The organism is Ignavibacteria bacterium, from assembly GCA_013177855.1.
Taxonomy (GTDB): Bacteria; Bacteroidota; Ignavibacteria; order Ch128b; family Ch128b; genus Ch128b.
On record JABLYA010000001.1, the window covers coordinates 368,892 to 393,962 of the forward strand.

General features: G+C 32.5%; 20 protein-coding genes. 15 read left to right on the plus strand and 5 right to left on the minus strand.

Annotated elements, in window-relative coordinates; all coding sequences use genetic code 11:
* Positions 1-412: 412 nt before the first annotated feature.
* From HPY57_01635 to HPY57_01650, 4 genes are all read right to left on the minus strand, one after another.
* Positions 413-1,195, minus strand: coding sequence for a DUF3800 domain-containing protein (locus HPY57_01635; GenBank protein ID NPV10479.1), 783 nt, complete (start codon positions 1,193-1,195; stop codon positions 413-415).
* A gap of 3 nt (positions 1,196-1,198) precedes the next feature.
* A complete protein-coding gene (locus HPY57_01640) occupies positions 1,199-1,873 on the minus strand; it encodes a hypothetical protein (GenBank protein ID NPV10480.1) in 675 nt (224 codons plus the stop codon).
* A gap of 337 nt (positions 1,874-2,210) precedes the next feature.
* A complete protein-coding gene (locus HPY57_01645; GenBank protein NPV10481.1) occupies positions 2,211-6,785 on the minus strand; it encodes an N-6 DNA methylase in 4,575 nt (1,524 codons plus the stop codon).
* Between the two features lie 37 nt (positions 6,786-6,822).
* On the minus strand, positions 6,823-10,224 hold the full coding sequence (locus tag HPY57_01650; GenBank protein NPV10482.1) for a DEAD/DEAH box helicase family protein: 3,402 nt from the start codon (positions 10,222-10,224) through the stop codon (positions 6,823-6,825).
* A 567-nt stretch (positions 10,225-10,791) separates the two neighbouring features.
* Here HPY57_01650 and HPY57_01655 point away from each other — a divergent pair.
* Genes HPY57_01655 through HPY57_01705 form a run of 11 tightly spaced genes read left to right on the plus strand, consistent with a single transcriptional unit; the run spans position 10,792 to position 21,059 of the window.
* A complete protein-coding gene (locus HPY57_01655; protein ID NPV10483.1) occupies positions 10,792-11,217 on the plus strand; it encodes an NADH-quinone oxidoreductase subunit A in 426 nt (141 codons plus the stop codon).
* Positions 11,217-11,708 (plus strand): NADH-quinone oxidoreductase subunit B, encoded by a 492-nt coding sequence (locus HPY57_01660; GenBank protein ID NPV10484.1) that lies wholly within the window; start codon positions 11,217-11,219, stop codon positions 11,706-11,708. The genes HPY57_01655 and HPY57_01660 overlap by 1 nt, the downstream gene beginning before the upstream one ends.
* Position 11,709: 1 nt before the next feature.
* Positions 11,710-12,231: an NADH-quinone oxidoreductase subunit C gene (locus HPY57_01665; protein NPV10485.1), complete on the plus strand. Its 522-nt coding sequence runs from the start codon at positions 11,710-11,712 to the stop codon at positions 12,229-12,231.
* Positions 12,231-13,349, plus strand: coding sequence for an NADH-quinone oxidoreductase subunit D (locus HPY57_01670; protein ID NPV10486.1), 1,119 nt, complete (start codon positions 12,231-12,233; stop codon positions 13,347-13,349). Before HPY57_01665 ends, HPY57_01670 begins: the two co-directional genes overlap by 1 nt.
* A complete protein-coding gene (gene nuoH, locus HPY57_01675; protein ID NPV10487.1) occupies positions 13,346-14,422 on the plus strand; it encodes an NADH-quinone oxidoreductase subunit NuoH in 1,077 nt (358 codons plus the stop codon). Before HPY57_01670 ends, nuoH begins: the two co-directional genes overlap by 4 nt.
* Position 14,423: 1 nt before the next feature.
* Positions 14,424-14,996, plus strand: coding sequence for an NADH-quinone oxidoreductase subunit I (locus tag HPY57_01680; GenBank protein ID NPV10488.1), 573 nt, complete (start codon positions 14,424-14,426; stop codon positions 14,994-14,996).
* Positions 14,996-15,514, plus strand: a complete 519-nt coding sequence (locus HPY57_01685) for an NADH-quinone oxidoreductase subunit J (protein ID NPV10489.1) — start codon at positions 14,996-14,998, stop codon at positions 15,512-15,514. The genes HPY57_01680 and HPY57_01685 overlap by 1 nt, the downstream gene beginning before the upstream one ends.
* On the plus strand, positions 15,511-15,819 hold the full coding sequence (gene nuoK / locus HPY57_01690; GenBank protein NPV10490.1) for an NADH-quinone oxidoreductase subunit NuoK: 309 nt from the start codon (positions 15,511-15,513) through the stop codon (positions 15,817-15,819). Before HPY57_01685 ends, nuoK begins: the two co-directional genes overlap by 4 nt.
* Positions 15,819-17,897: an NADH-quinone oxidoreductase subunit L gene (gene nuoL, locus HPY57_01695; protein ID NPV10491.1), complete on the plus strand. Its 2,079-nt coding sequence runs from the start codon at positions 15,819-15,821 to the stop codon at positions 17,895-17,897. The genes nuoK and nuoL overlap by 1 nt, the downstream gene beginning before the upstream one ends.
* Positions 17,898-17,919: 22 nt before the next feature.
* Positions 17,920-19,533 (plus strand): NADH-quinone oxidoreductase subunit M, encoded by a 1,614-nt coding sequence (locus tag HPY57_01700; protein NPV10492.1) that lies wholly within the window; start codon positions 17,920-17,922, stop codon positions 19,531-19,533.
* 8 nt (positions 19,534-19,541) lie between these two features.
* Positions 19,542-21,059 carry an NADH-quinone oxidoreductase subunit N gene (locus tag HPY57_01705; protein ID NPV10493.1) on the plus strand — a complete coding sequence of 506 codons (1,518 nt, stop codon included), beginning with the start codon at positions 19,542-19,544 and terminating at the stop codon, positions 21,057-21,059.
* A gap of 70 nt (positions 21,060-21,129) precedes the next feature.
* Here the strand turns inward: HPY57_01705 and HPY57_01710 are convergent, their stop codons facing one another.
* Complete coding sequence (locus tag HPY57_01710; protein NPV10494.1) at positions 21,130-21,837, minus strand: hypothetical protein; 708 nt, start codon at positions 21,835-21,837, stop codon at positions 21,130-21,132.
* Positions 21,838-22,033: 196 nt separating this feature from the next.
* Here HPY57_01710 and HPY57_01715 point away from each other — a divergent pair, with 196 nt between their 5' ends.
* From HPY57_01715 to HPY57_01730, 4 genes are all read left to right on the plus strand, one after another.
* On the plus strand, positions 22,034-22,342 hold the full coding sequence (locus HPY57_01715) for a hypothetical protein (GenBank protein ID NPV10495.1): 309 nt from the start codon (positions 22,034-22,036) through the stop codon (positions 22,340-22,342).
* A 9-nt stretch (positions 22,343-22,351) separates the two neighbouring features.
* The gene (locus HPY57_01720; GenBank protein ID NPV10496.1) at positions 22,352-22,708 is read left to right on the plus strand and encodes an iron-sulfur cluster assembly accessory protein; all 357 of its coding nucleotides are present in this window, start codon (positions 22,352-22,354) and stop codon (positions 22,706-22,708) included.
* 122 nt (positions 22,709-22,830) lie between these two features.
* Positions 22,831-23,445, plus strand: coding sequence for a superoxide dismutase (locus HPY57_01725; protein NPV10497.1), 615 nt, complete (start codon positions 22,831-22,833; stop codon positions 23,443-23,445).
* A 155-nt stretch (positions 23,446-23,600) separates the two neighbouring features.
* Positions 23,601-25,064: a glutamate--tRNA ligase gene (locus HPY57_01730; GenBank protein NPV10498.1), complete on the plus strand. Its 1,464-nt coding sequence runs from the start codon at positions 23,601-23,603 to the stop codon at positions 25,062-25,064.
* The last annotated feature ends 7 nt before the right edge of the window (positions 25,065-25,071 follow it).

The window sequence follows — 25,071 nt, forward strand, 5'->3', positions numbered from 1 at the left end:
ATAATTTGAGCTCTAGCCAAAATATTTTCCCTCTGAGATCGATTAAAGCCGATTTTTTCTATTATATTTTTTCTCTCTCGCCAAGAGTTGAAACTCGTGGCTGGCTATTTTTTTTTAATTATTTCTCACGGCTGCTCTTCCAGATTCTGAACAATTTCTAGTTATTCAAGAATTAGATTAATATTTTTTGGGAAATTTATTATTAACCCGAGCTTTGATTTTTTATTATTTAACTTATTCGCCTCGAGCTCTAGCCAAAATATTTTTTTCCTCTTTGAATTCGGTTAAAACCGATTTTTTCTGTCAAAAAATTTTTTTTGTTAAAAAAAAATATATATATTTGAGTAATCCAGTTTATCTGGAGGTGGAAGGTCCTAAGAGCCTTTGCCCCGAGCAATCGGGGTTTTTCTTTTTATGGCAATCGTTTTATACCATATCCTTCAATTCCTGTTTTACCTTTATAATATTTATTCTCAATCACTTCAATAATTTTGTCACCGAAAGTATATTCTTTACCCTCATTTATCCCATATTTCTTAAACATAAATCTTCTTGATGGATGAGCAATTAAATCTGCTAATTGTAAGCAGGCAATGTTAAGCATTTTTTGTTTTACTTTTAATTCTTTACTTGTTAATCTTTTTTGCAGTCTATGAGCCTCTATGAATTGAGTCCCATTTGCATAAATTTTTTTATATGATTCTTTTAAACGTATATCTTCGTTACCACCTCGTGATTCAATCATGATATCTCCACAGGAATTTACGCTTTCTAAAAAGAAATAATATCTTTCAACTATGATTTCTAAACAGTAATGGTAAGGATCATATTTCCATGTTTGATATTTTATATTATGTTCCAATTTGTCGATTAAAACTGACACTACTACATAATCAAGTTCATTTAGAAGATTTAGAAAATCTGAATTAAATTGTTCTTCAATCTCTGGATTTTTTAAAGCATTGAATGGATATTTTTTATTTACAAGTTCTTTTCGATGAAGTATTATTGGCTCGTCTGGATGATAAGGAAAATATTTCTGTTTTAATTTTTCTAATGAAGGGGTTACTACTTCCTTTACATAATTTAATTCAAAAATTAAACCCGTTAAGCTCAGATAACGATGATTTGGATTTTCAGAACTTTTAAGATCATTGTTACCCACTTCATCAATGTATACTCTATATTTATTCATTTATCAAGAATATTTATTCCTCGTTAAATTTTTTAAGGCTTCAGCAATTTTCTTAAGGGTTTCGTTAATACTTTTTAGTTGCTTTTCAATATATGTTTCACCATCAGGATTAATACGATAAAAAAATTGATCAATTGTAAGGTTAAATGTTTTTGAAAATTGTTTTACTCCTTCAATATCTGTGTAGCCTAAATCAACTTTATAATTTGAAGGTATTTTATGTTCTTTGTAAAGTGGAGAGGCTATTGTTGTATAACCAACTGTTATAACATATTTAGATCTTGGAGGGATATTAATTCCATTTTTATTTACAGCATTTTTCGAAAAATATTTATTAAATACTGGGTCTCCCAAATCAAGCTCAGGATTTATATTAATTCGAACACTTTTTGCCAAACCACCACCTTCGTTACTTAGAACTAATACGATAGAATAAAAATTAGATCCATTATCAAAATATGCTATTACATTTGGTTCATTCTTTTGTTTTTCTAATTCAAAACTCTTTTTTAATATTTCTAAAGTCTTATCGTTTGATTGTCGCAATTTTCTTGTTTCATAAGAATACCAAATTATAACAGTCAAAGTAATTAGTAATACTAATGCATTGATTGTTTCATAGTTTTGAGTGAAAAATTCCCAGAGAGAATATAAAATATTCGCGTTAACAAAATTCATATCTTAAAACCCTCATAATATTCTAAAATTTTTTCCAACATTTAATCTGTCTCACTCTATTATTTCAATTTCTTCAGGAGTAAAATTAATATTTAGTTGAAAATTTTCTATTTGCCACGAGCTTTAGCTCGAGGCATAATTGAATATCAAATATTTCGAGCTCTAGCCAAAATATTTTCCCTCTGAGATCGATTAAAACCGATTTTTTCAATTTTATTTTTTATCTCTAGCCACGAGTTGAAACTCGTGGCTGGCTATTTTTTTAATTATTTCTCTCGGCTATTAGTTATTTCAAAACTCTCGAAAAATTTTTTGAATTTGTTTCTCTCGCCCGCTTTCAATCCCCTCCTTCTATTATTTCTATTTCTTCCGGAGTTAATTCGTAGAGCTGGTAAACTAAATGGTCTATTTCTTTTTCCCATGCACTTGTATCTGATTGCGGATTTTCTTTTTTCGCAGAAATTATTTTATCTACCAGTGTTTCTATTTTCTCTACAATGGACTGGTTGTTTGAAGTGATGGTTGGAAATGGAAGATCTTCAATAAATGCTTTTTTATACCTATAACCCTCTTCACCTAATCCTCCTCCAGCATACCATTTCTTAAAAAAGAATGTAATTGGATTAGAATTTAGCAATCCACATATGTATTTTAAGTTTTTACCTGTCATTAAAAATGATGTTGCTTCAACATAAAAATTGTCAATGTCAAAATAAAATTGAGGGTTTCTAACAATTTCAGAATAAATCACCTTCTCCTTCTCAAACTCGGGGTAGTAGGCGATTTGGTCTTGTGTTTCAAACCATTTGTTGCCAGTTTTTTTGCGTGCATTAAAGCCTAAATGTGGATATTTCTTACCAGATTGTTCGAGCTGTCGGATATCGAAATTATCCAGAAAGTATTTCTTAAGAGCTGGAAACTTCTCGATATTTAAATGTAATGCTGGAAAAGTTCCAATCACCCATAAACCTGCCCATTCATAATAATATCTTTTAATATCTCGCCCACGAAGGATTGGTTTTATTATAGCTTCGGTTCGTTTCCTCTCTTCTTCGTCCTTACAATTTTTAAGTATTTCATTTCGCTTTTCTGTTGTGATTATAAAAGCTTCATTTAAACCTGTTAATATTCCACGATAAATTTTCACATTCCAATATTTCAGCGGCTTACCAATATTTTCAATCTTTTCTTTAAGTTTTTGTTCAGCACTGTTACCAATAAACCAAGCATTGTAATTTAATCTAGAAATATATACACCTTTTTCGTTCAACGCACTTGAAATATTATTGCGGTCGTTTTTATCTAAGGTTAATGCTTTAAGATTATTACGATTTTTTGCTTTCTGAATAAGTAGAATGCTTGTATCTACAGTTGCATTTTCAAATACGCCAGGTCCAAGATCAATTAGTATGAGAGGATTAAATTTTGAAAAATAATCTCTTAACTTTTTACCATAACCTGCCCTCATCCATTTATTTGATGTAATATAACAGAGATACCCATTTATTTTAAGCAGGTTCATTCCTTTTTCATAAAATAGACAATAAATATCGCCAGTCCGGTCAAATGTTTTATAATCCTGATCTTTATAAAGGTCGGCATATTTTAAATTGCTTTTTTCACTTAAAGATTTTTGCAATTGAATATATGGTGGATTTCCAATCACAATATCAAAACCATCCCTCACACCAAACATCCATTCCGGGTCAAACCATTCTGCGTGAGTATTCTGATCAAATGGATCCCAGTTTGTAATTTTTTCTGCAACATCACTCGAAAACCCATTCTTCTTTAATTCATATTTTAATTTTTCTCTTAATTCTTTTTCTTTTCTTTGTAAATCTAATTTCTCTTTTCTGCTGTTTGTGTAAAATATTTCTTCTCTAATATTAAATAACTGCTTTTCAAGTACTTCAACTTCGGGAGAAATTAACTTTAATTGTTCAGATTGTTCAAATTGTTCAATCTTGGTTAAAGTATTTTCTGCATTAAATTGTTTAGGTCGTTTTAATTCAATTAAAGTATTTGCTGCGACAAATTTAGTTTCGAGATTTGGCAGAGCTCGAATATCACGATTTGGTTTTGTATCATCGATTTCCTGTTCAACAAGAAGCGAAATAAAAAATCTCAATTTGCTTATTTGAATTGCTATTTCCTGTATATCAACACCGTAAATACAATTCTCAATCAATCCTAATTTTCTTATGTAATCAATGGACTTATTTTGTAAAGATTGTTCAGTTTCACTGCGAATTTCAGCCGGCACTCTGTTTAATACTCTTTGTTTCCAAATTTTATTTTCCGGATCAAGTTTATGCAGAGCAAGCACAAGTTTATGCAGAACTCCCATTGGGAAAGCACCGCTACCACAAGCAGGATCCAGAATTTTTATCTTTTCAATTGCATCAATGAGTTTCAAAGTAGTTTCTTCATCGAAAGGATTTTCGTCGGTCGAATAGTCAAAAAGTTTTCTCAAAAGTGTATCTATATCCTCTCGACTTCTTACTCCATCCTCTCGTAGCTCTTCGTTTACTATTTTCCACGAGCAGCATATATCCGGCAATTTTACATTTGCCTTAATCGGATTTGACCTGATATAATTTTTGATAGCCAAAAATGAATTTTCATTTCTAACAATATGGTCATAAGATTCGTGCATCCACACGCTTTCTTTTCTATTGAGTACTTTATTTATTCTATGCGCCGAATAAGATTTAATTGAATGCAAAATATCTGAAAGAGTATAATCATTTCTGGGTCTTATGAGTAAATGAACATGATTTGGCATAATCACCCAATCGTCTAAATCATATCTCTCACCATTAAAATGAAGTAAAGTATCAGCAACAATTCTTGCAATTTTTTCATCTTTCAAAATACAAGAACCGTAACCATTATTTAACCATTCTTCAACTCGTTCTGAAAATAGTTTGTAATATTCCTGTTTCTCCTCTTCTGTTAATTCAGTTTTATCCTTTTTATGAACTTTTAACCATTGTTCACGCTCTTTTTCTAATTGTTCAATTTTTTCTTTCGGTAATGCATCAGCTAATCTGAATGTAACAAAATACCAGACACTTCCCTGATGCATATGTGGTAATTTGCCTCGCTTACCATAGAATAGATGAACTTCTTTATCAGGATTATAAAATGTAGTTGAACCCTCCTGGGTTCTACTAATGTTATTAATATCCAATGTAGTTGAACCCTCCTGGGTTCTGCTAAAGTTATTAATATCCAAAGTAGTTGAACCCTCCTCGGTTCTGCTAATGTTATTAATATCCAATGTAGTTGAACCCTCCTGGGTTCTGCTAATGTTGCTTATATTTTTCGAATCCTGGAGGATTCGATTACTTTGATTTTCCAAATCCGGAACGATTTGATTACTATGATTTTCCGAATTCGGGAGAATTCGATTACTTTGGTTTTCCGAATCCAGGAGGATTCGATTACTACTTTGGTTTTCTGAATCCAGGAGGATTGGATTACTTTGATTTTGCGAATTCTGGAGAGTTTCAATACTTTTCTTTAAATATGCTATCAATGATTCATTAACCATATAATCCACAATTTCTCTTGGAGTATAGTAGCTTCCTGTTGCTTTGCGGGCAGTGGTAGCAGTTTCGGGATTGTAAGATGCCAGAAGATTTTCAAATACTTTACCAAGTAATTCCGGATCAAGAGCAACATCCTGATCAATCGGTGTGTTTTCATCAATGGTGAAATTGTATCGTTTTAGAATTGTGAGAAGTCCGGTTACTTTTTTGTTCTTTCCTTTTTCAAGATATTTTGATAAATCTACCTCTTTTTCTTGTTCAAGGAAAAATAGTTCGTCAGGGACTTTTAATCTTGTTTCGTTTATGGGTTTGTTAGAAAAACAATCAATTCTAATTTCCTTACCATTCACTCTCTTATCAAGACATTCAAATAATCCACCGTTTAAGAAAGGGACATTTTCAAATTGAGCTAAGAATAATTCTTTATCTTTAATAAATCTACTATAACGGTAATATCCTTGCTGCAAATATCCATCATTCAAATATCCTTTGCTTTCGGCTTCTTCGATAAATATTCTGCTTTTTTTATCATCTTTTTTCATTGGTGTGTTCAATGTTGCAAAGAACAAATTTTGAAGAATTGCTTTATAATATGTGCTTCCAGTTTTATCCCGATAGTTTATAATTTTATCAACAAATGATTTTTCAAATAAAGCAGCCGGTACTAAATTTTTTTCTTTCATAAACCATATAAAGATCATTCGTGTAATCAGGCGGATAAGATTTTTCGCATTTCGATTTTCTCTATCTTTTTCTTCATCATCGGGAAACTCTACCTTATCCATTGCCCAGAAATACCAGTTTGCAATTTCCTGATAAAATTGTTTGGTAACCTTTTCAACACTGAATGCTTCAATAATTTTTTCGAGTGATGAAAAATCTGCTTCATCAATTTGTCGAATAAAGGTTTTGTTTGTCTGGCTTTTACTTACAAAGTAGGTGTATCTTCTAAAATTACTCCAATCTAATTTGCCTGAAGAAAGCGGAATATTGTAAATCAAAGAAAATCTGAAATCCCCTTTATCATCATAAAAAATGAAAAAGCCGGCTGAATATTTTGGAAAACTTTTTAAGAATTTTTTACCAATAAGATATTGTGCTTTCTTTCCAGATTTTTCAGATAAAGATTTCTTAACTTTAGTTGTAACTATAGAAATTTGTTCTTGATCTTCAAGTAAAATTTCTCCAATTAATTTAAAATCGTCGAAATTTTCATCATTAAAATTTTCTAACTGACTCCCCTCACTTAGCGGATCAATAACTCTAAAATTTCTGGATTTGCTCCGAAATAGATCAATTAAATATTTATAATTAAATCCATTAGCAAGGTTTTCAAGAATTTGTTTTGTGTCCATTTTCTACTCTATTTTTCTTTTTAAGAAATTATTTAGTTTACATTAAATCCAGTTTACCCGACTCAGGCAGAATATTTCTAACCGCTATAATAATTTCTCTTTCCTGTATTTTTAATCTTTCTTTTTCTTTATCCAAATAATCTTCACCAAGTTCTTTTTTGATCTCAGTTAATTCTTCAATTACATCATTTGGTTCTCCTTTTTCAAATTTTTCAGTTTTAAGATTTGCTATCCTTCGTAATGTATAATCAGGTAAAGTTCCGTAATCAATTATATCTTCCTTTAAAGTTCTTAAAAAGTTTTTAAGTGAATTTATATCATCTTTATCAATCTTTATTAGAAAATTTAATTTGTTTAACGCTGACTGCTCAAGACTCTTATTTTTAGGAGATTCTCTATACTCGGCTTTTGACATTTTTACTTTTTCATACATGTCCCAGAAAGTTTCATCAATTTCAAGTCCTTTAGTATTGTAATCGCATCTTATTTTTTCAAGTACATCTTCAAGGGAAGATTCTTCAATTTGTAATTTGCTGTTTGAATAATATGCTCTTTTTACATAAAGTTTATTTTTCTTATAAAAGACTATCATCTCGTTTTCATTGAATTCTTTGGAGACCTTAATTCGCTTAGGTATATCTTTTAATTTTTCAATTGTTTGAGGATAATTCTCTTTGATTTCATTGAAAAGTGAGTAAACTTTCGTGTAGAAACTTTCTTCATCAATTTTTTCAGGATTGGTCATTAATTTACTATAAAGATTGGCGGGTGATGGTTCTTCGTCTATATCAAAAACCTTTGAATCTTCTCCAAGTGTATTATGAATCATAAACATTTTTGTTTGGGCAATTTCACGGGACTTTATTAAATCAGCTCCTTGTTCAGTCGGGAAAAAATTGACAATGTAGATTTCATCAAAAACTTTTTTACTAATTCTATTAATACGACCAAGCCTTTGAATTACTCTAACGGGATTCCATGGTATGTCATAATTGATAATCATTCCTGCACGATTAAGATTAAATCCTTCACTTAACTTGTCAGTAGTAAGTAGTAAATCATAATCATCTTTTTGCTCTTTATAGGATGCATCAAAATTTTCTAGAATTTCTTTCCACTTTGTATCTGGAAGATTTCCTGATACAACTAGAGTTCTTCTAGAAATTTCTGGATTAATTTTGCTTAACCTATCCTGTAAGTATTTTATTGTATCCGCATATTCTGAAAAAATCACAATTTTTCTGATTGGTTCGTTATGATTTTTTTGATTGAAAACATCTACAATTTTTTCGAAAACGCATTTCGACTTTGGGTCATTTTCAACAAGCTGAAGTTTAGATAGCTTATCAAGAATTTCATCGAATAGCTTAATATCTGACTTAATATCGTTAATAAATTTTTCTTTATATCTAAAGTCTTTAATCTTATATCTTTTATGTTTTTTAGGTAGAACACCCGCATTTATTTTTTGTTCATATTCAATTAATGCTTTTTCAATTTCTTCATCGCCTTTTTCAACAATTCTTTCGAGTAGATCTCTGTCTAAAATATATTCTCCTTCAAATAAATTACCGCCACCGGTTTTTTTAATAAAACTTAATACCTTTTCTGTAACAGATTTAAAGTTGTTCATACTCTGTTGAAAAGCTCCAAATGAACTTTCAAATCTCTTAACAAGCAGCCTTCTCATAATATCGAACAGGTTTCGCTGTTGGATGTATTCACGATTTTCTTCTTCTGTAAGTTCTGTTTTATCTCTTAGAAATCCTTTTTCATATTCAAATGGGCGATAAATTGCCCCAGAAAATCTTCCTCCCATATCAGGATCTTCAAAATAATTTAGAATAACTTCATCATAAAAATTTAATTGTGCAGGAGTGAGTTCATACCACCATTCAATGGGATCCTGAACTTTTGAAAAATCTTTTACTTCATTTTTATAAACTGGATGTTTTAATAAGTCAAGTCTGTTTCTTCTTATGGTTACTGGTTCAATAACTTCCCGAATTTCCTTAGCAAGTCTTCGAGTGCTCGTTTTAACTTTTCTAAGATCAATTGAATTTTCATTAAAAATACTCCTAAATATTTTTAATGCTCTTCTTTTTTTATCATTGTCTTTCGAATCATGATAACGAGAGATGTAAGCCAATCCATCAAACAAATTCCCAAGGATTCGGAAAGTAGTTAGTAAATCATTATCGAGTGTAATTGTTGACTTTTTGGGTGTGATGAATAATTTAAGCAACGATAAAACATCAGATGGTTTATTATTAAAAGGAGTTGCAGTTAAGAGAATTACAATTTTGTTCCTGCAAATATTTTTAAGCAATTCATAACCTTGAGTGTCTTCATTTCTAAAACGGTGAGCTTCATCAATAATAATGACTTCTATATCATCGTGCTTGTTAACATATTCCAGAATATTTTCAAGTTCTCCCAATGACCTTGCTTCCCAATCATATAGTTCAAAATCATCTAAATACTTGACCCATCCACCATTTTTATTTCTGTCTCCAATCAAACCAGGCGGGCATATAACTATGCCTCTTTTCTTCAAACTTTTAGCCACTGCACAAGCTATAATTGATTTGCCAAGTCCGACCACATCAGCAATTAAAACGCCGTTATGATTTTCAATTATTGCAAGTGCCTGTTTAATTGCATCGAGTTGATATTGATAAACTTTGTAATTACTTTTTTCCAGAAGTCTTATAATAACCGAACTGATGTCTTTAGATTCATAAGTTTCGAGGTAACTTTTTAGAATTAAAGCATAAGCCTCAAAAGGAGATATTTCTCTAATATGTGTTTGATTTTTGATTAGATTAATTAATCGTTCTTTATTTTCAAGATCTTCAGTAATAATTAGAGATGAATCCCATAATTGATCAAAATATCTTTCAGCATCTTCAAATCCGTAATCAGATATTTCAACATTAAATTCGTTTTGTATTCGAATGCCGCTCTTTGTAAGATTAGAACTTCCAGTTATAAATATTCTGTTTCTTCCTGTTTCGTTTAAATAAAATAAATAAAGCTTTGAATGATTGGGCTCTCTTGTTTTTCTAATAAATAACTTATCTTCTTCAATCTTCTTAATAAAAAATTTTACCTGTTCGTAAAAATCACGATTATCAAATAGATCTGTGTTAATTGAAGCTTTAAGTGAATTTAAATACTCGACTAATTTTTCATTATCTGTTTTTGATTCATGAAGGTCAGCAAATTCAATTAGACCTTTATTTGTTTTATCGACATTTAATCCCACTAAAACTTTAAGTATTGTTTCAGGATTGTTTTTTAATCCTTCGTAAAGCTCCTTCAAACCCGAAAAGTAAAAAAAACCGACCAGGAATTTCAGTTCATAACTTTTTGAGATCAATTCAATTAATCTCTTGTGCAAATTTTTTGTTTGATTGTTTGTGATGAAGTTACTCATTCTTCGCCCTTTAATCTTTTGGAAAATTTATTGTTAATTTGAAAGTCCTCATTTATTACTAAAATTATAAATTCTAATTCAATAGTAAAGTTATAAACATTCTTTTCCTCTACTTAAGTAGAACTCAGTAGAGTTCTACTACTATAATATTCTCTCAATTTCAATTTTTTGCCATTCCTCATTTTCTCTCAGAGAGAATTCTCGAAGCATCTGGTCTACAAAGTCGTAGCAATCGGTCTTCATCCAGTCTATTTTCGGTCTCCAACCAGTCTACAACCAGTCTACAACCAGTCTCCAATCGGTCTATTTCCAGTCTTCAACCAGTCTACAACCAGTCTCCAATCAGTCTATTTCCAGTCTCTATCCAGTCTATTTCCAGTCTTGAGGAATCTTATAAGTTCCTGAGGAGTTTCTATTTTTTAATGGAAAAATTATAAGACAAATTCAAGTAGTGAATTAAATTATTTTTGAAATATTCACTTTAAATCATCTTTCAATAAAAATTAAGACTTTTCGTTTGACATACATTTAAAACATTAATTATCTTTGCAACAAAATTTTATGGAAATGATAACAGAGTTTGGTAAAATTCTAGTCTTCTTAATTCTCGCGATTCTATTCGTAGCGCTCGCCTTCATAGTCAATCGAATCATCAGACCCGCCAGACCAACAAGAGAAAAATTATTAACGTACGAATGCGGTGAAAATCCAATCGGAACTCCATGGATTAAATTCAATGTACGATTTTATGTTGTCGCTTTGATCTTCCTCCTTTTTGATGTTGAAATAACTTTGCTAATTCCTTGGGCGCTTGTGTATAAAGAATTTGGATGGTATGGTTTTATCGTTGGATTTATTTTCTTATTTATCCTTATGCTCGGTATGTTGTATGAATGGAGAAAAGGAGATCTGGATTGGGTCAAACCCGAAGTCAAACCAAAAGATTTAAAAACTGTTTTAGAAGAATTTGAAAAAGAATACGGGAAAATCTGATGGGAATTTTAGATAAAGAATTTACAGAATCGAATATAGTTATTACCAAGTTTGATGATTTGATGAACTGGGCTCGACTTTCTTCTTTATGGCAAATGACATTTGGACTTGCCTGCTGTGCAATCGAAATGATGGCTACATCAGCATCTCATTATGATTTCGATAGATTCGGAGTAATTCCTCGACCAAGTCCAAGACAGGCTGATATCATTATCATTTCTGGAACCGTGACTCTCAAAATGGCTCTTCGAATAAAAAGACTTTATGAACAAATGCCAGAGCCAAAGTACATAATTTCAATGGGAAGCTGTGCAAATTGTGGAGGCCCTTACTGGAATCATGGTTATCATGTTTTGAAAGGTGTCGATAGAATTATTCCCGTTGATGTTTATGTCCCTGGCTGCCCTCCAAGACCAGAAGCTTTGCTCGAAGGTTTACTTAAACTACAGGAAAAAATCAGGAATCAATCTCTCGTAAAGAAAACGGTTTAATATGACTGCACAAGAAATTTTAGAAATCATAAAAGCAAAATTTCCAGAAGAACAATTCGAATTAAAAGAAAATATCGGCGGTGAAATTCTAATCGTACCAGCCAAGATTTTAAAAGATTTATGTTTCTTCCTTCGTGATGATGAAAGACTTTCTTTTGATGTGCTTATGAATTTATCAGGTTTAGATCTTGCAGATGGCGAAAAGAAAAAACTGGAAGATGGAACAATTGAAATAGTCGGCGGACATTTAGCAACTGTCTATCATCTTCATTCAATGAAATACAATCACAAATTGACTTTAAAAGTTTTACTTCCGAGAGAAAATCCTGTTGTCCCTTCCGTTGAACGCGTATGGCGAGCTGCTGACTGGCATGAAAGAGAAGCTTATGATTTATTTGGAATTATTTTCGAAGGTCACCACGATTTAAGAAGAATCTTATTACCTGAAGATTGGGAAGGTCATCCTCTTCGAAAAGATTACAAAGTCCAAGAATTTTATCAAGGAATGAAGGTTCCATACTAATGGCAGAATTAAAAACTGATCAAATCGTTCTTAATATGGGTCCTCAGCATCCATCAACTCATGGAGTGCTGAGACTTGAAGTCGTTCTCGATGGTGAAGTAGTTGTTGATGTTAAACCACACATTGGTTATCTCCACAGATGTTTTGAAAAACACGCTGAAGCAATGACTTATCCTCAGGTCATTCCTTACACTGATCGAATGGACTATCTCGCATCGATGTATATGAATTTTGGTTATGTTGAGGCTGTCGAAAGATTAATGAATATAGAAGTGCCTGAAAGAGTAAAATATATTCGTGTAATTATGGGTGAGCTTCAGCGAATTGCCTCACATCTCGTTGCTGTTGGAACATTTGGTATTGATATTGGTGCTTTTACACCTTTCCTCTATTGCTTCAGAGATCGTGAAAGAATTTTAGATTTATTTGAGATGACCTGTGGTGCTCGTTTACTTTACAATTATATGTGGATTGGCGGAGTATCGCACGATCTACCTCCTGAATTTATTCCAAAATTAAAATCATTCTTAAAAGACTTTAAGAAAAGCTTAAAAGAATTAAACGATCTTTTGAGCTACAATAAAATTTTCATAGATAGAACAGCAAATATTGGTGTTCTGCCAGCTGATACAGCAATTAATTATGGCTGCAGCGGACCTGTTCTAAGAGGTTCTGGTGTTAACTGGGATTTAAGAAAGAACGATCCTTATTCAATCTATGACAGATTTGATTTTGAAGTTTGTATCGGGAAAGGAGAAATGGGAACTGTTGGAGACTGCTGGGATCGTTATATGGTCCGCGTAAGAGAAATGGAACAATCCTGCCGAATTTTAGAACAGGCAATTGAACAAATTCCTGATGGTGATGTAACTTCAGCAATACCAAAAAGAGTAAAACCTCCAGTTGGTGAAATTTATTTTAGAGTTGAAAGTCCTAAAGGTGAACTTGGATACCATATCGTTAGTGATGGTTCATTAAATCCGTTTAGAGTGAAAGTTAGAGCACCATCCTTTGTTAACTTACAAATTCTTCCAATTATCAGTCGCGGTCATTTGGTGGCTGATATTATCGCTAACTTAGGAAGTTTAGATATAGTCTTAGGGGAGATTGACAGGTGATAAGCGATTACTTAGCAGAACTCATTGGAAATAAATTTCTTGGTTATTTAATCTCTGCAGCTTTACCATTATTCTTATGGATTTTGCCTTACGCACTTTATGCAGTTTACGCTGAAAGAAAAGTTAGTGCATTTATGCAGGATAGAATTGGACCAAATCGAGTTGGTCCAAAAGGATTATTACAGACAATTGCAGATATTTTGAAACTCATACAAAAAGAAGACATTGTACCTTCATCAGCAGATAAACCGCTTTTTGTAACAGCACCATATGTAATCTTTGCTGGAACATTTATGGCATTTGCAGCCCTCCCCTTCTCAAGTGTTTATATTGGTAGTAATATTGATCTCGGTGTCTTTTACATTATGGCAGTTTCTTCATTTTCTGTAATTGGTATCTTGATGGCTGGATGGGCAGGGAATAATAAATACTCACTTTACGGTGCAATGAGATCAGTTGCTCAAATTGTTAGTTACGAAGTTCCAGCTTTACTTGCAATTGTAACAGCTGTAATGGTTATCGGTTCTCTTAATTTGAATGAAATATCTGAAATGCAAACTGCCAGATTCTGGAATTGGTGGATTTTTGGCGGACCTGTTCTGGGCATTCAAAAGTTTCTTCTGATAATTCCAATGGTTGTTGCATTTGTAATTTTCTTCATTGCCTCACTTGCTGAAGTAAACAGAACTCCATTCGATATCCCCGAAGCTGAATCAGAATTGGTTGCAGGTTTCCATACAGAATACACAGGAATGAAGTTCGCAATGTTCTTCTTAGCTGAATATGGAAATATGTTTGTGGTTTCTGCAATCTCTGTCTCAATTTTCTTCGGCGGATGGCAATCTCCTTTTGGTTACTTAGGAAATACACTTGGAATTAACTGGTTAGTACCAATTGAACAGGTTTTCTGGTTTTTATTTAAAGGTACTTTACTTGTTCTGGTTCAAATGTGGCTGCGCTGGACACTTCCAAGATTACGAGTTGATCAATTAATGTCCCTATGCTGGAAGTATTTAACACCGTACGCATTTATTAATCTAGTATTGGTTGGAATAATAACTTTAATTAAATAATATGAAAGAATATCTCAAAAACACCTGGCTTGGAATTTATACAGTTTTGGTTGGAATGAAGGTGACTTTAACTCACCTGTTCAAACCAAAAGTTACTATTCAATATCCAGAAGTAAGATTACAATTACCTGAAAGAGCAAGAAATAGATTATATGTAAACATTGATGATTGTATAGGTTGTGATCAATGCTCTCGTGCCTGCCCTGTTGATTGCATTGAAATTGAAACAGTTAAAGCAGTTCCTGGTGAAGATTTAGGAACCACATCGAACGGAAAAAGGAAAGCTCTTTGGGTTACAAAGTTTGATATCGACATTGCAAAATGTTGTTATTGTGGCTTGTGTGTTTATCCCTGCCCTACTGAATGCATCTGGATGACCGATGTTTATGAATTTTCAGAATATAAAAGAGAAAATTTGATTTATCATTTTTCAAACCTTACTCCTGAAGAAGCGGAACAAAAGAAATTAAATTATCAGAAATTCGAAGAAGAAAAAGCTCGTCAAAAGGCTGCACAAACTGCATCTACAAATCCACAGTCACAGACAAAACAAGATATCGGGAAACAGAACTGATGACTACTTACGATTTTATCTTCTATGTCTTTGCAGCAATTATAGTAGTAAGTGCGTTCATAGTTGTTGCTGCAAGGAATATAATTTATTCAGCATTTTCATTACTCTTCACATTTTTTGGTGTAGCTGGAATTTATGTGCTGCTTAATGCGGATTTTATTGCAGTAGTTCAGGTAATAATTTATGTAGGCGGAATTTTGGTCTTAATAATATTTGGTGTAATGTTAACAAATAAAATTACTGATGTCGAAATTAAAACTGAAAGCATTCATATCGTACCAGCTACAATTATCACAGGATTAATTGGCGGTACTTTAATCGCTGTTTTAACAAAAACAAACTGGAAAATTGCTGAACCTCAAAATGTTAATCAGACTGTAATGGAAATAGGAAGATTCGTTGTTGTTCACTATATGATTTTATTTGAACTCGCTGGTATAATTCTGCTTGTTGCATTAATTGGTTCCGTGATGATTGCTCGTAGAGAAAAAGTTCAAACTGATGAGGTACAAAAATGAGTGTAGGATTGAATCATTTTCTTGTGTTAAGTGTAATTTTGTTTTCACTTGGAATTTATGCAGTCCTTACAAGGAAAAATGCAATTCAGGTTTTGATGGGAATTGAATTAATTCTGAATTCAGCAAACATTAATTTTATTGCTTTTGCGCGTTTTGGAAATTTTGGTTTTACTGGTCAAGTAATTTCTCTATTTGTAATAATTTTAGCAGCTGCCGAAGCAGCAATTGCTCTTGCAATTGTTCTGAATATTTACAAACACTTTAGTACAGTAAATGTAGACGAAATAGATGGATTGAAAGAATAATGAACGATAATTTATTACTCCAGCTTTCAATATTAAATATTGTCTTACCTCTATTTGGATTTACTCTTCTGATCTTTTTTGGAAAAAGGATTCCAAAAAGTCACCTCTTTGAAATAACTACAATTTTTATTGGTCTTGTTATATCTGCTGTTGTTGCATTTTTCAAACTCAGCTATTACGAGACTAATACATTAGTTTTTCAATTTCAGTGGATTGATTTTGGTGATATTCCGTTCTTTGGTAAGCTGGGAATAAATTTAGGTATTCAGCTTGATAATGTTTCTGCTATAATGCAATTGACTGTCTTTATTGTAAGTTTTGTTGTTCATCTCTTCTCAATTAAATACATGGAAGGAGATCCAAGATATTCGAGATACTTTGCATATCTTGGATTATTCACCTTCTCAATGCTTGGTATTGTATTAACCCACAATTTTCTGATGATGTATATATTCTGGGAACTTGTTGGTTTAAGCTCATATCTATTGATTGGTTTCTGGTTTGAAAAGAAATCTGCATCAGATGCTGCCAAGAAAGCTTTTATTGTAAATCGAATTGGTGATGTTGGATTCTTTCTTGGAATATTAATTCTTTATGCTAATTATCATACATTTACCTTTAGTGAAATTTTTGACCAAATTTCTCGTGGCAATCTTCCATTTAATAGTGGTGCCTGGCTAACTGCTGCAGGTATTTTAATCTTTTGCGGTGCAATAGGCAAATCTGCTCAATTCCCGCTTCATGTCTGGCTTCCCGATGCAATGGAAGGCCCAACACCTGTCAGTGCGTTAATTCACGCTGCTACAATGGTTGCTGCCGGTGTCTACCTTGTCGCAAGAATTTTCGTGATGCTTACTGCCGATGCAATGCTTGTTATTGCATCAATTGGTGCAATCACTGCATTTATTTCAGCAACGATCGCAATCACTCAAACAGATATTAAAAGAGTTCTTGCTTATTCGACAGTCAGTCAGCTTGGATATATGATTATGTCACTTGGAGTTGGTGCTTATTTCTTTGCATTTCTTCATTTGATCACACACGCATTCTTCAAAGCTGGATTATTCTTAGGTTCTGGTTCTGTTATTCATGCGATGCATCATGAGCAGGATATTAGATTTATGGGTGGATTAAGGAAGAAATTACCAGTTACTTATTACACATTTTTGATTTACACCCTTGCAATTTCTGGAATTCCATTAACTTCAGGATTTCTCAGCAAAGATGGAATTTTAGGTGGAACATTGGCTTTCGCATCTTTAACTGGATATTGGATTTTCCCAATTATTGGTTTCTTTGTTGCGATGCTGACAGCATTCTATATGTTTAGACTCGTCATATTAACATTTCACGGTGAACCCAGAGATATTCATAAATTTGAACATGCTCACGAATCACCCACAACAATGTTAATTCCATTGATCACTTTAGCTATCCTTTCGATCTTTATTTTCTTCTCACCTAATCCATTTAATATCGAAGCTGGTTGGTTCTACAAATGGGTTCAAACTCCAAAAACAATAGTTCCAGAAGAACTTGCTTTTTCTTTTATGAAGCCTGGAAATGATCAATTAACTCCTGAGGTCGTTCATTCCGAAAAATATATGGAAGCCTTGCATCATGCTCATTCTGATGCAATGATGATTTCTTTAATAATGGCAGGATTAGGAATCTTATTAGCTTTTGTTATTTATCAATGGAGAATTATTAGTGCTGATAATCTTGCTTTACGCTTAAGGCCACTTTATAATTTTTCATATAACAAATGGTATTTTGATGAATTGTATCAAAAGACTGCTGTAGCATTTACTCTTGGACTTTCAAATCTCTTAGCCTGGTTTGATCAAAAAGTGATTGATGGAATTGTAAATGGTACAGCTACAATTACCCGAGAAACTTCTTTCGTAAGCGGCAAATTCGACAATGTTGTTGTTGATGGTCTGGTAAATCTTACTGCTGCTGTGACTGGATTTTTTGGTTTGATATTCAGAAAACTTCAAACTGGAAAAGTTCAAACTTATTTAGTTATGGTTTTAACTGGAATAATAATTTTATTTTTCATTTTTAAGTCTTTATAAGAAATTCGGAGGCTGATAGTTGATGTCTGGAATACCATATCTTACACTGGTTACTTTTCTCCCTGTCTTAGGGATGATTATTGTTTTATTAATTAATTCTGAAAAAACAAAACTTATCAAATACACTGCATTAGTTGTAACCTTTTTGCAAGTAGTCTTAGCAGGATTAATGTGGTCTCAATTTAACTTTTCTGCTGCTGGAATAAATGATCCATCTTCTTTCCAGTTTGTTGAAAAAGCAAGATGGATCGAAATTCGAAATGCGGCAGATTGGATCGGAACAATTAAAATAGATTATTTCTTGGGTGTCGATGGCTTATCAATGCCTATGGTTTTATTGACCGCATTAATCAGTTTCCTTGGTGTACTTGCATCGTGGAATATTCCTAAAGCAATTAAAGGTTATTTTGTTCTTTATCTCCTTCTCGATACAGGAATGATGGGTTCTTTTGTTGCACTGGATTTCTTCCTCTTCTATGTTTTCTGGGAATTGATGCTGCTGCCAATGTATTTCTTAATTGGTATATGGGGTGGTCCACGTAAAGAATATGCTGCCATTAAGTTCTTTATCTATACTTTATTTGGTTCCGTATTTATGCTATTGGTGATGCTCGGTCTTTATTTCAGCACTTTTGAAGTTTTACCAGATGGGACAAAAGTTTATACCTTTAACATGCTTCAAATGATGAATCCCGAAAATTATTCAAAGGAAGGATTGCTTTCTCCATTTAATCCGAATAATTTAAGATTTATCGCTTATATCTTTTTATTTATTGGATTTGCCATCAAAGTCCCAATGTTTCCTTTCCACACATGGTTACCTGATGCACATGTGGAAGCTCCAACTCCTATAAGTGTTATTCTTGCTGGAATTTTGTTGAAGCTTGGAACTTACGGAATGATGAGAATAAGCTTTCCAATCTTTCCTGAAGTAACCAATCAACTTGCTTACTGGATTGCTGTGTTTGGAATGATTAACATTGTTTATGGTGCACTCTGTGCAATGGCTCAAAAAGATTTCAAGAGTTTAATTGCTTACTCAAGTATAAGCCATATGGGTTATGTTTTGCTTGGTATGGCTTCACTTACATCTCAAGGAATGATGGGCGCTTTGTTCCAGATGTTTAATCATGGTACTATTACTGCAATGCTCTTTATGATTGTTGGTGTTATTTACGATAGAGCTCATACAAGAGGTGTTAATGATTTCGGTGGTCTTGCACTTCAAATGCCAGTTTATACTGGAATTACTACGGTTGCATTCTTTGCTTCACTTGGACTTCCAGGATTAAGCGGTTTTATTTCAGAAGCTTTTGTATTTCTTGGTGCATTCAGCAACGAAACAATAAGAATTCTTGCGGTAATCTCAACTCTCGGTATTTTGTTAACAGCAGCATATATGCTCTGGACAATGCAAAGAATTTATTTCGGTAAGTTAAATCCAAAATGGGAAAACTTACCGGATGTCAATAAACTCGAAATTGCTGCTCTCTCGCCTCTTGCTGTAATTGTGATATTCTTTGGAATTTATCCTTCTCCAATGTTGAACTTGATGAAAACATCAGTCAATAAATTAGTCGAAGTTGTAAATAATGGTCAGGCAATCTTCTCAAACTTAAGTTCATTAATTAAATAGCAATGATTATGAACAGCATTGAAAATATACTTGCATCATTAAAATATTTTTATCCTGAACTCGCATTAACCATCACTTTCTTCGTTTTATTGCTTGCAGATTTATTTTCAAAAGGATGGAAATATCTTCTCCCAGCAATTAGTTTAGCTGGTTTTTTAATAACCGGGTTTCTTTTGATCTATACACCTGATTCTCCGGGATTTCTTTTTACAACTGGTATGGCTAATGTAGGACTATATGTAGTTGATCCATTTGCTTTCTTCTTCAAAGTCTTAATTCTGCTTTCGATTGTTTACACAGTCTTATTTTCACTATCATCTAAAGAGATTCTTGAATCAAAAGAAAATCGCGGCGAGTATTATGTCCTCTTAAGTTCCTTCGCACTCGGAACATTCTTACTTACTTCAACCATTGATTTATTGATGATGTATTTAAGTTTCGAATTGGTAAGTTTATCTTCTTATGTGCTTGCTGGATTTACAAGAAAGGTTCCTCGTTCATCTGAAGCTTCTCTTAAATATATTATTTTCGGTGCAATTGCTTCAGGTGCAATGCTTTTCGGTATTTCAATTATTTATGGTTTAACAGGGACAACAAATATTTATCTAATAAATTTCTATTTAACAAACCAGAATGTATCAGGTTTAGCATTAATAATCGCTGGAATTTTACTCATAGGTGGAATTGGCTTTAAAATATCGATGGCGCCATTTCATTTCTGGACACCTGATGTCTATGAAGGCGCTCCAATAACAATCACTGCTGTATTATCAGTTGCAAGTAAAGCCGCCGGATTTGCAGTTCTCATTCGTTTCTTAAAAGTGATGTTCATTGATTTTTCTATGACTAATTTACAATCATCCGTCTGGGCAATACTGCCTCAATTTAAATGGAACGAAATTATAGCGGGTCTGGCAGTTTTAACAATGACACTTGGAAATCTTGTGGCTCTATGGCAATCAAATATGAAAAGAATGTTAGCTTACTCAAGTATTGCTCATGCGGGTTACATGTTATCAGGATTTGTTATCTTAGATAATCAAGGGATTATGGCAATTTTGATTTACTTCTTCATCTATTTATTTATGAATCTCGGTGCTTTCTTTGTGGTTATGTTAATTTCCGATAAACTTGGCTCTGAAGAGATGGACGATTATACTGGTTTAGGATACAAAGCTCCTTTCTTAACAGTCGCACTCACGATATTTCTTGTTTCATTAACTGGTATTCCACCAACGGCAGGATTTATCGCAAAATTGTATTTATTTGGAGCACTTGTTAAAGCTAACTGGATATGGCTGGCAGTTATTGGTGTGTTGAACAGCGTAATTTCTCTTTATTACTACTTAAAAGTTGTGAAAAATATGTTTTTGAGAGAATCACAAGAATTGCAGTTTAATTATAAACTTGATACAGGTAATATTATTCTCTCCTTGACCTTGATTATACCAACATTATTATTTGGTATATATTTCAAACCTATTGTTGAATTTGCCGAACAATCAATTAAAATTTTTGGATTCTAATTAGTCTTCGATATTCAAAAAGAGTCTATCAAACTTTTATTGATAGACTCTTTTTGTATTAAATATCTTTTTAGTTCTTAGTACTGCCTCCACCACCAATCATAAATCTTAGATAAAATCCTGATATTCCAATTTTAGGTCCCCCTGAAATTTCATTTTCAAACAATGTCCAATCCCCTAACTTTAGAAAATAAGTATAACCTGCTGAAAGACCTATCAGAAGTCCTCCGGTATTTTCATTATCATTCAGATTTAATGTAAAACTTCCGTTTACACCTAAATTAAACATCAAACCACCCAAAGATAAAGAAGAACCTCTTTTAGGATTATTCATTACATCAGAAAAATCCAGATTTGATTTCTCATATATCGTCAGATCAATCCCGCCAGCTCCAAATCCAACTATAGGGAATAGTTTTAATCCATTTTGATTATAAATAACATAACCCACATTAAACATTCCATAACCAGCAGATAAGTTTAGTTTATAATTTTGATTGCTCACCTCATTTCCAATTAATCCAAAACCTTCACCGCCAATTACATAGTTATTTACAAAACCATAACCACCGCCTCCGATCGCAGTGTAATACTTATCTAAGGTTGGATAATTATGTACCTGTAAAATGGAATTTAAATCTTTTATATCCATCATTTGAATTCCAACCATAAAATAACCCTCTCCGCCAGAAGTTTTTGTTTGACTAATCAATTGATTGGAAAAGAAACTTAGAAAGATTATTGATAAAAAGATTCGGAAGGTAATTGATTTTTGCATGCTTAACCTCTTTTTCGTAAATATATGATGTTCTCTTAATAATTTCACTTAGCATTTAGCAATATTTTATTTAATACTTGCTGGAACTTTAATTAAAGTTATGCTTGTTTTTGAAGTGAAAATTTTCGTTAGTTCTTTTTAATTTTGTAACGCTCTGTATTGAATTAAATATAAAACAAATTATTAGGGAGATTTAATGTTAAATAAAATTTCACATTATCTAAAAATTTTAATTCATGAAGAAAGGACTGTATTAAACTATCTTAAAGCGAGATACCCGCTGTTTCATAAATCAAATGTTTTCTTTCGAGACATTCAATTTGGAATAAAGCATTATCTTGAAAACAGAGAAATTAAATTAACATACACTGAGAGTGAAATTTTAGCTCAAGAATTTATTAAATATCTTGAATCAAAGGGAATTTTAAGAAGAATAAATGACCAGATCTTTTTATTAAATTATCCTGAGTTCGCAGCTCAGAGCAAATCAACAACAAAAGTATAAGGAGTTAATATGCCAGAGATTACAACTGATATAAGCGAAATCACAATTACCGAAAAAGCATTGAGTGAAATCAAGAAAATATTGGATGACAACAAGTTAGATCCAAATGAATATTTTCTTAGAATTGGTGTTAAAGGTGGTGGTTGCTCAGGGTTTGTTTATTCTCTTGCTTTTGATAATAAATTAAGAGATGAAGATCGAATTATTTATTCAAAAGACTTTAGAGTTGTTGTTGACCCCAAAAGCTTATTTTACCTCCATGGTACTGTGCTCGATTTTTCTGATGGTTTAATGGGACGAGGTTTCGTCTTCAATAATCCTAATGCAACTAAAACTTGCGGTTGTGGTTCTTCATTTGCAGTATAATTATGAAACGAAGAAAATTTATTTATTCAATCTCTTTAATTTCTCTTGTTGGTCTATTAAAACCAATTAAAATTTTTAGTAAATCAAGTAAAATATCAATTAATGAAAGGAGTATTAATCCTATGGCAAAATTTGAGTTACCTCCATTGCCCTATTCGTATGATGCGCTCGAACCATATATAGATGCAATGACAATGGAAATCCATTGGAGTAAACATCACGGTGCTTATGTTAATAATTTAAATAATGCAATTGCAAATACTGAGATGGAAAAATTGTCTCTTGAAGACTTATTAACTAATGTTTCAAAATATCCAGTTGCTGTTAGAAATAATGGCGGTGGACATTATAATCATTCTATGTTCTGGCAGATTATGACTAAAAATGGCGGTGGCGAACCTAAAGGTGAACTTAAAGCAGCAATTGAAAAAACTTTTGGAAATTATGATAATTTCAAAGCTAAACTTTCTGAAGCTGCAATGACAAGATTCGGTTCTGGATGGGCCTGGCTGGTTTACAATAAAGGGAACCTGCTGATTGGCTCAACACCTAATCAAGATAATCCACTTATGGATGTATCCGAACTTAAAGGTTATCCAATCCTGGGTATTGATGTTTGGGAACATGCTTATTATCTTAAATACCAGAATAGAAGAAATGAATATGTTTCCAATTGGTTCAATGTAATCAATTGGGATGCTGTAACCGAAAGATATCTTGAAGCATTGAAAATGTAATTTCATTTTGACCTCCCTATAAGGCTTGTCATATCTAAAACGTTTTAGTGGAGGGTATGGCAAGCCTCTATTTTTTTATTTTTTCCTAAATCCCTTCAATTTATTTAATGAATTCTGATTACTAATTTTTATCTTTGTGAAAAAATTGAGGAAAAATGAACGAAATAAGAACCAGATTTGCCCCGTCACCTACAGGATACTTACATGTTGGAGGTTTAAGAACCGCCCTTTATAATTTTCTATTTGCAAAGAAAAATAATGGTAAATTCATATTACGAATTGAAGATACAGATCGCTCGAGATATGTTGAAGGTGCAGTTGAAAATTTGATCAATACTTTAAAATGGTGTGATCTAAATTACGACGAGGGACCTGATGTTGGTGGACCATTTGGTCCTTATATCCAATCACAGAGACTTGATATTTATAAGAAACATGCTGAAGAATTAGTCAAAAAAGGTCATGCATATTATTGTTTTTGCTCACCTGAAAGGTTAGCTCAGCTTAGAGAAGAACAGTTAAAACAAAAAGTCCCTCAGGTAAAATACGATAAACATTGTTTAAGACTCTCACCATCTGAAATCCAGGAAAAGCTTGAGAAAGGTGTTCCGTTTGTAATTCGCTTAAATGTTCCGGAAAATCAAGTTGTTAAATTTTATGATATTATTCGCGAAGATGTAGAGTTTGAAACGAATAACATTGATGATCAAGTATTAATTAAAAGTGACGGATATCCTACTTACCATCTTGCAAATGTAGTTGATGATCATTTAATGAAAATAAGTCATGTAATTCGCGGTGAAGAATGGCTGCCATCGACACCAAAACATATTCTTCTTTATGATTTCTTCGGCTGGGAAAAACCACAATTCGCTCATCTTCCGCTCTTACTAAATCCAGATCGTTCAAAATTGAGCAAGCGTCAAGGCGATGTAGCAGTTGAAGAATATCGAGCGAAAGGATATTTGAAAGAAGCTTTAATAAACTTTGTCGCACTTTTAGGTTGGAACGCGGGCGATGATCAGGAATTCTATTACTTAAATGAATTGATAGAAAAATTTTCGCTCGAAAGAGTTAACAAATCTGGTGCTGTTTTTGATCTAAATAAACTTTTATGGCTGAATGGTGAGCATATTAGAAAAAAATCAGTTGATGAATTGCTTGATATACTGAAAGAAGAACTTAAGAAATCTAAATATGCAACTAATAATTTTAGTGATGAATATTTAAAACTTGTCATTAAAGCGATGCAGGAAAGAATAGATTTCGTCCATGAAATACTTACTAAAAGTTATTACTTCTTTGAGCGTCCAACATCTTATGAAGAAAAAGCAATTCAAAAAAACTGGAAGCCTGAAACTGTTGAACACTTAAAAATTTTAATTAATGAGTTTGAAAAGATTGAGAGTCCATCTAAAGAAAAATTCGAAGAGGTTCTAAATAACACCGCTGAAAAGTTGGGAATCGGTAAAGGTAAATTAATTCACCCGCTAAGGCTTGCATTATCTGGAACCAGTGCGGGACCTGGTATTTATGATTTAATTTACATTCTTGGCAAAGATGAAGTAAAGGAACGCGTGATGATTGCAATCGAAAAGATTAAAGTTACGACAAGTTAAATGCCGA

Coding starts and splice junctions, on each gene's coding strand:
- HPY57_01635 (NPV10479.1), bottom strand. CDS start 1,195: ATGAATAAATATAGAGTATACATTGATGAAGTGGGTAACAATGATCTT.
- HPY57_01640 (NPV10480.1), bottom strand. CDS start 1,873: ATGAATTTTGTTAACGCGAATATTTTATATTCTCTCTGGGAATTTTTC.
- HPY57_01645 (NPV10481.1), bottom strand. CDS start 6,785: ATGGACACAAAACAAATTCTTGAAAACCTTGCTAATGGATTTAATTAT.
- HPY57_01650 (NPV10482.1), bottom strand. CDS start 10,224: ATGAGTAACTTCATCACAAACAATCAAACAAAAAATTTGCACAAGAGA.
- HPY57_01655 (NPV10483.1), top strand. CDS start 10,792: ATGATAACAGAGTTTGGTAAAATTCTAGTCTTCTTAATTCTCGCGATT.
- HPY57_01660 (NPV10484.1), top strand. CDS start 11,217: ATGGGAATTTTAGATAAAGAATTTACAGAATCGAATATAGTTATTACC.
- HPY57_01665 (NPV10485.1), top strand. CDS start 11,710: ATGACTGCACAAGAAATTTTAGAAATCATAAAAGCAAAATTTCCAGAA.
- HPY57_01670 (NPV10486.1), top strand. CDS start 12,231: ATGGCAGAATTAAAAACTGATCAAATCGTTCTTAATATGGGTCCTCAG.
- HPY57_01680 (NPV10488.1), top strand. CDS start 14,424: ATGAAAGAATATCTCAAAAACACCTGGCTTGGAATTTATACAGTTTTG.
- HPY57_01685 (NPV10489.1), top strand. CDS start 14,996: ATGACTACTTACGATTTTATCTTCTATGTCTTTGCAGCAATTATAGTA.
- nuoK (NPV10490.1), top strand. CDS start 15,511: ATGAGTGTAGGATTGAATCATTTTCTTGTGTTAAGTGTAATTTTGTTT.
- nuoL (NPV10491.1), top strand. CDS start 15,819: ATGAACGATAATTTATTACTCCAGCTTTCAATATTAAATATTGTCTTA.
- HPY57_01700 (NPV10492.1), top strand. CDS start 17,920: ATGTCTGGAATACCATATCTTACACTGGTTACTTTTCTCCCTGTCTTA.
- HPY57_01705 (NPV10493.1), top strand. CDS start 19,542: ATGAACAGCATTGAAAATATACTTGCATCATTAAAATATTTTTATCCT.
- HPY57_01710 (NPV10494.1), bottom strand. CDS start 21,837: ATGCAAAAATCAATTACCTTCCGAATCTTTTTATCAATAATCTTTCTA.
- HPY57_01715 (NPV10495.1), top strand. CDS start 22,034: ATGTTAAATAAAATTTCACATTATCTAAAAATTTTAATTCATGAAGAA.
- HPY57_01720 (NPV10496.1), top strand. CDS start 22,352: ATGCCAGAGATTACAACTGATATAAGCGAAATCACAATTACCGAAAAA.
- HPY57_01725 (NPV10497.1), top strand. CDS start 22,831: ATGGCAAAATTTGAGTTACCTCCATTGCCCTATTCGTATGATGCGCTC.
- HPY57_01730 (NPV10498.1), top strand. CDS start 23,601: ATGAACGAAATAAGAACCAGATTTGCCCCGTCACCTACAGGATACTTA.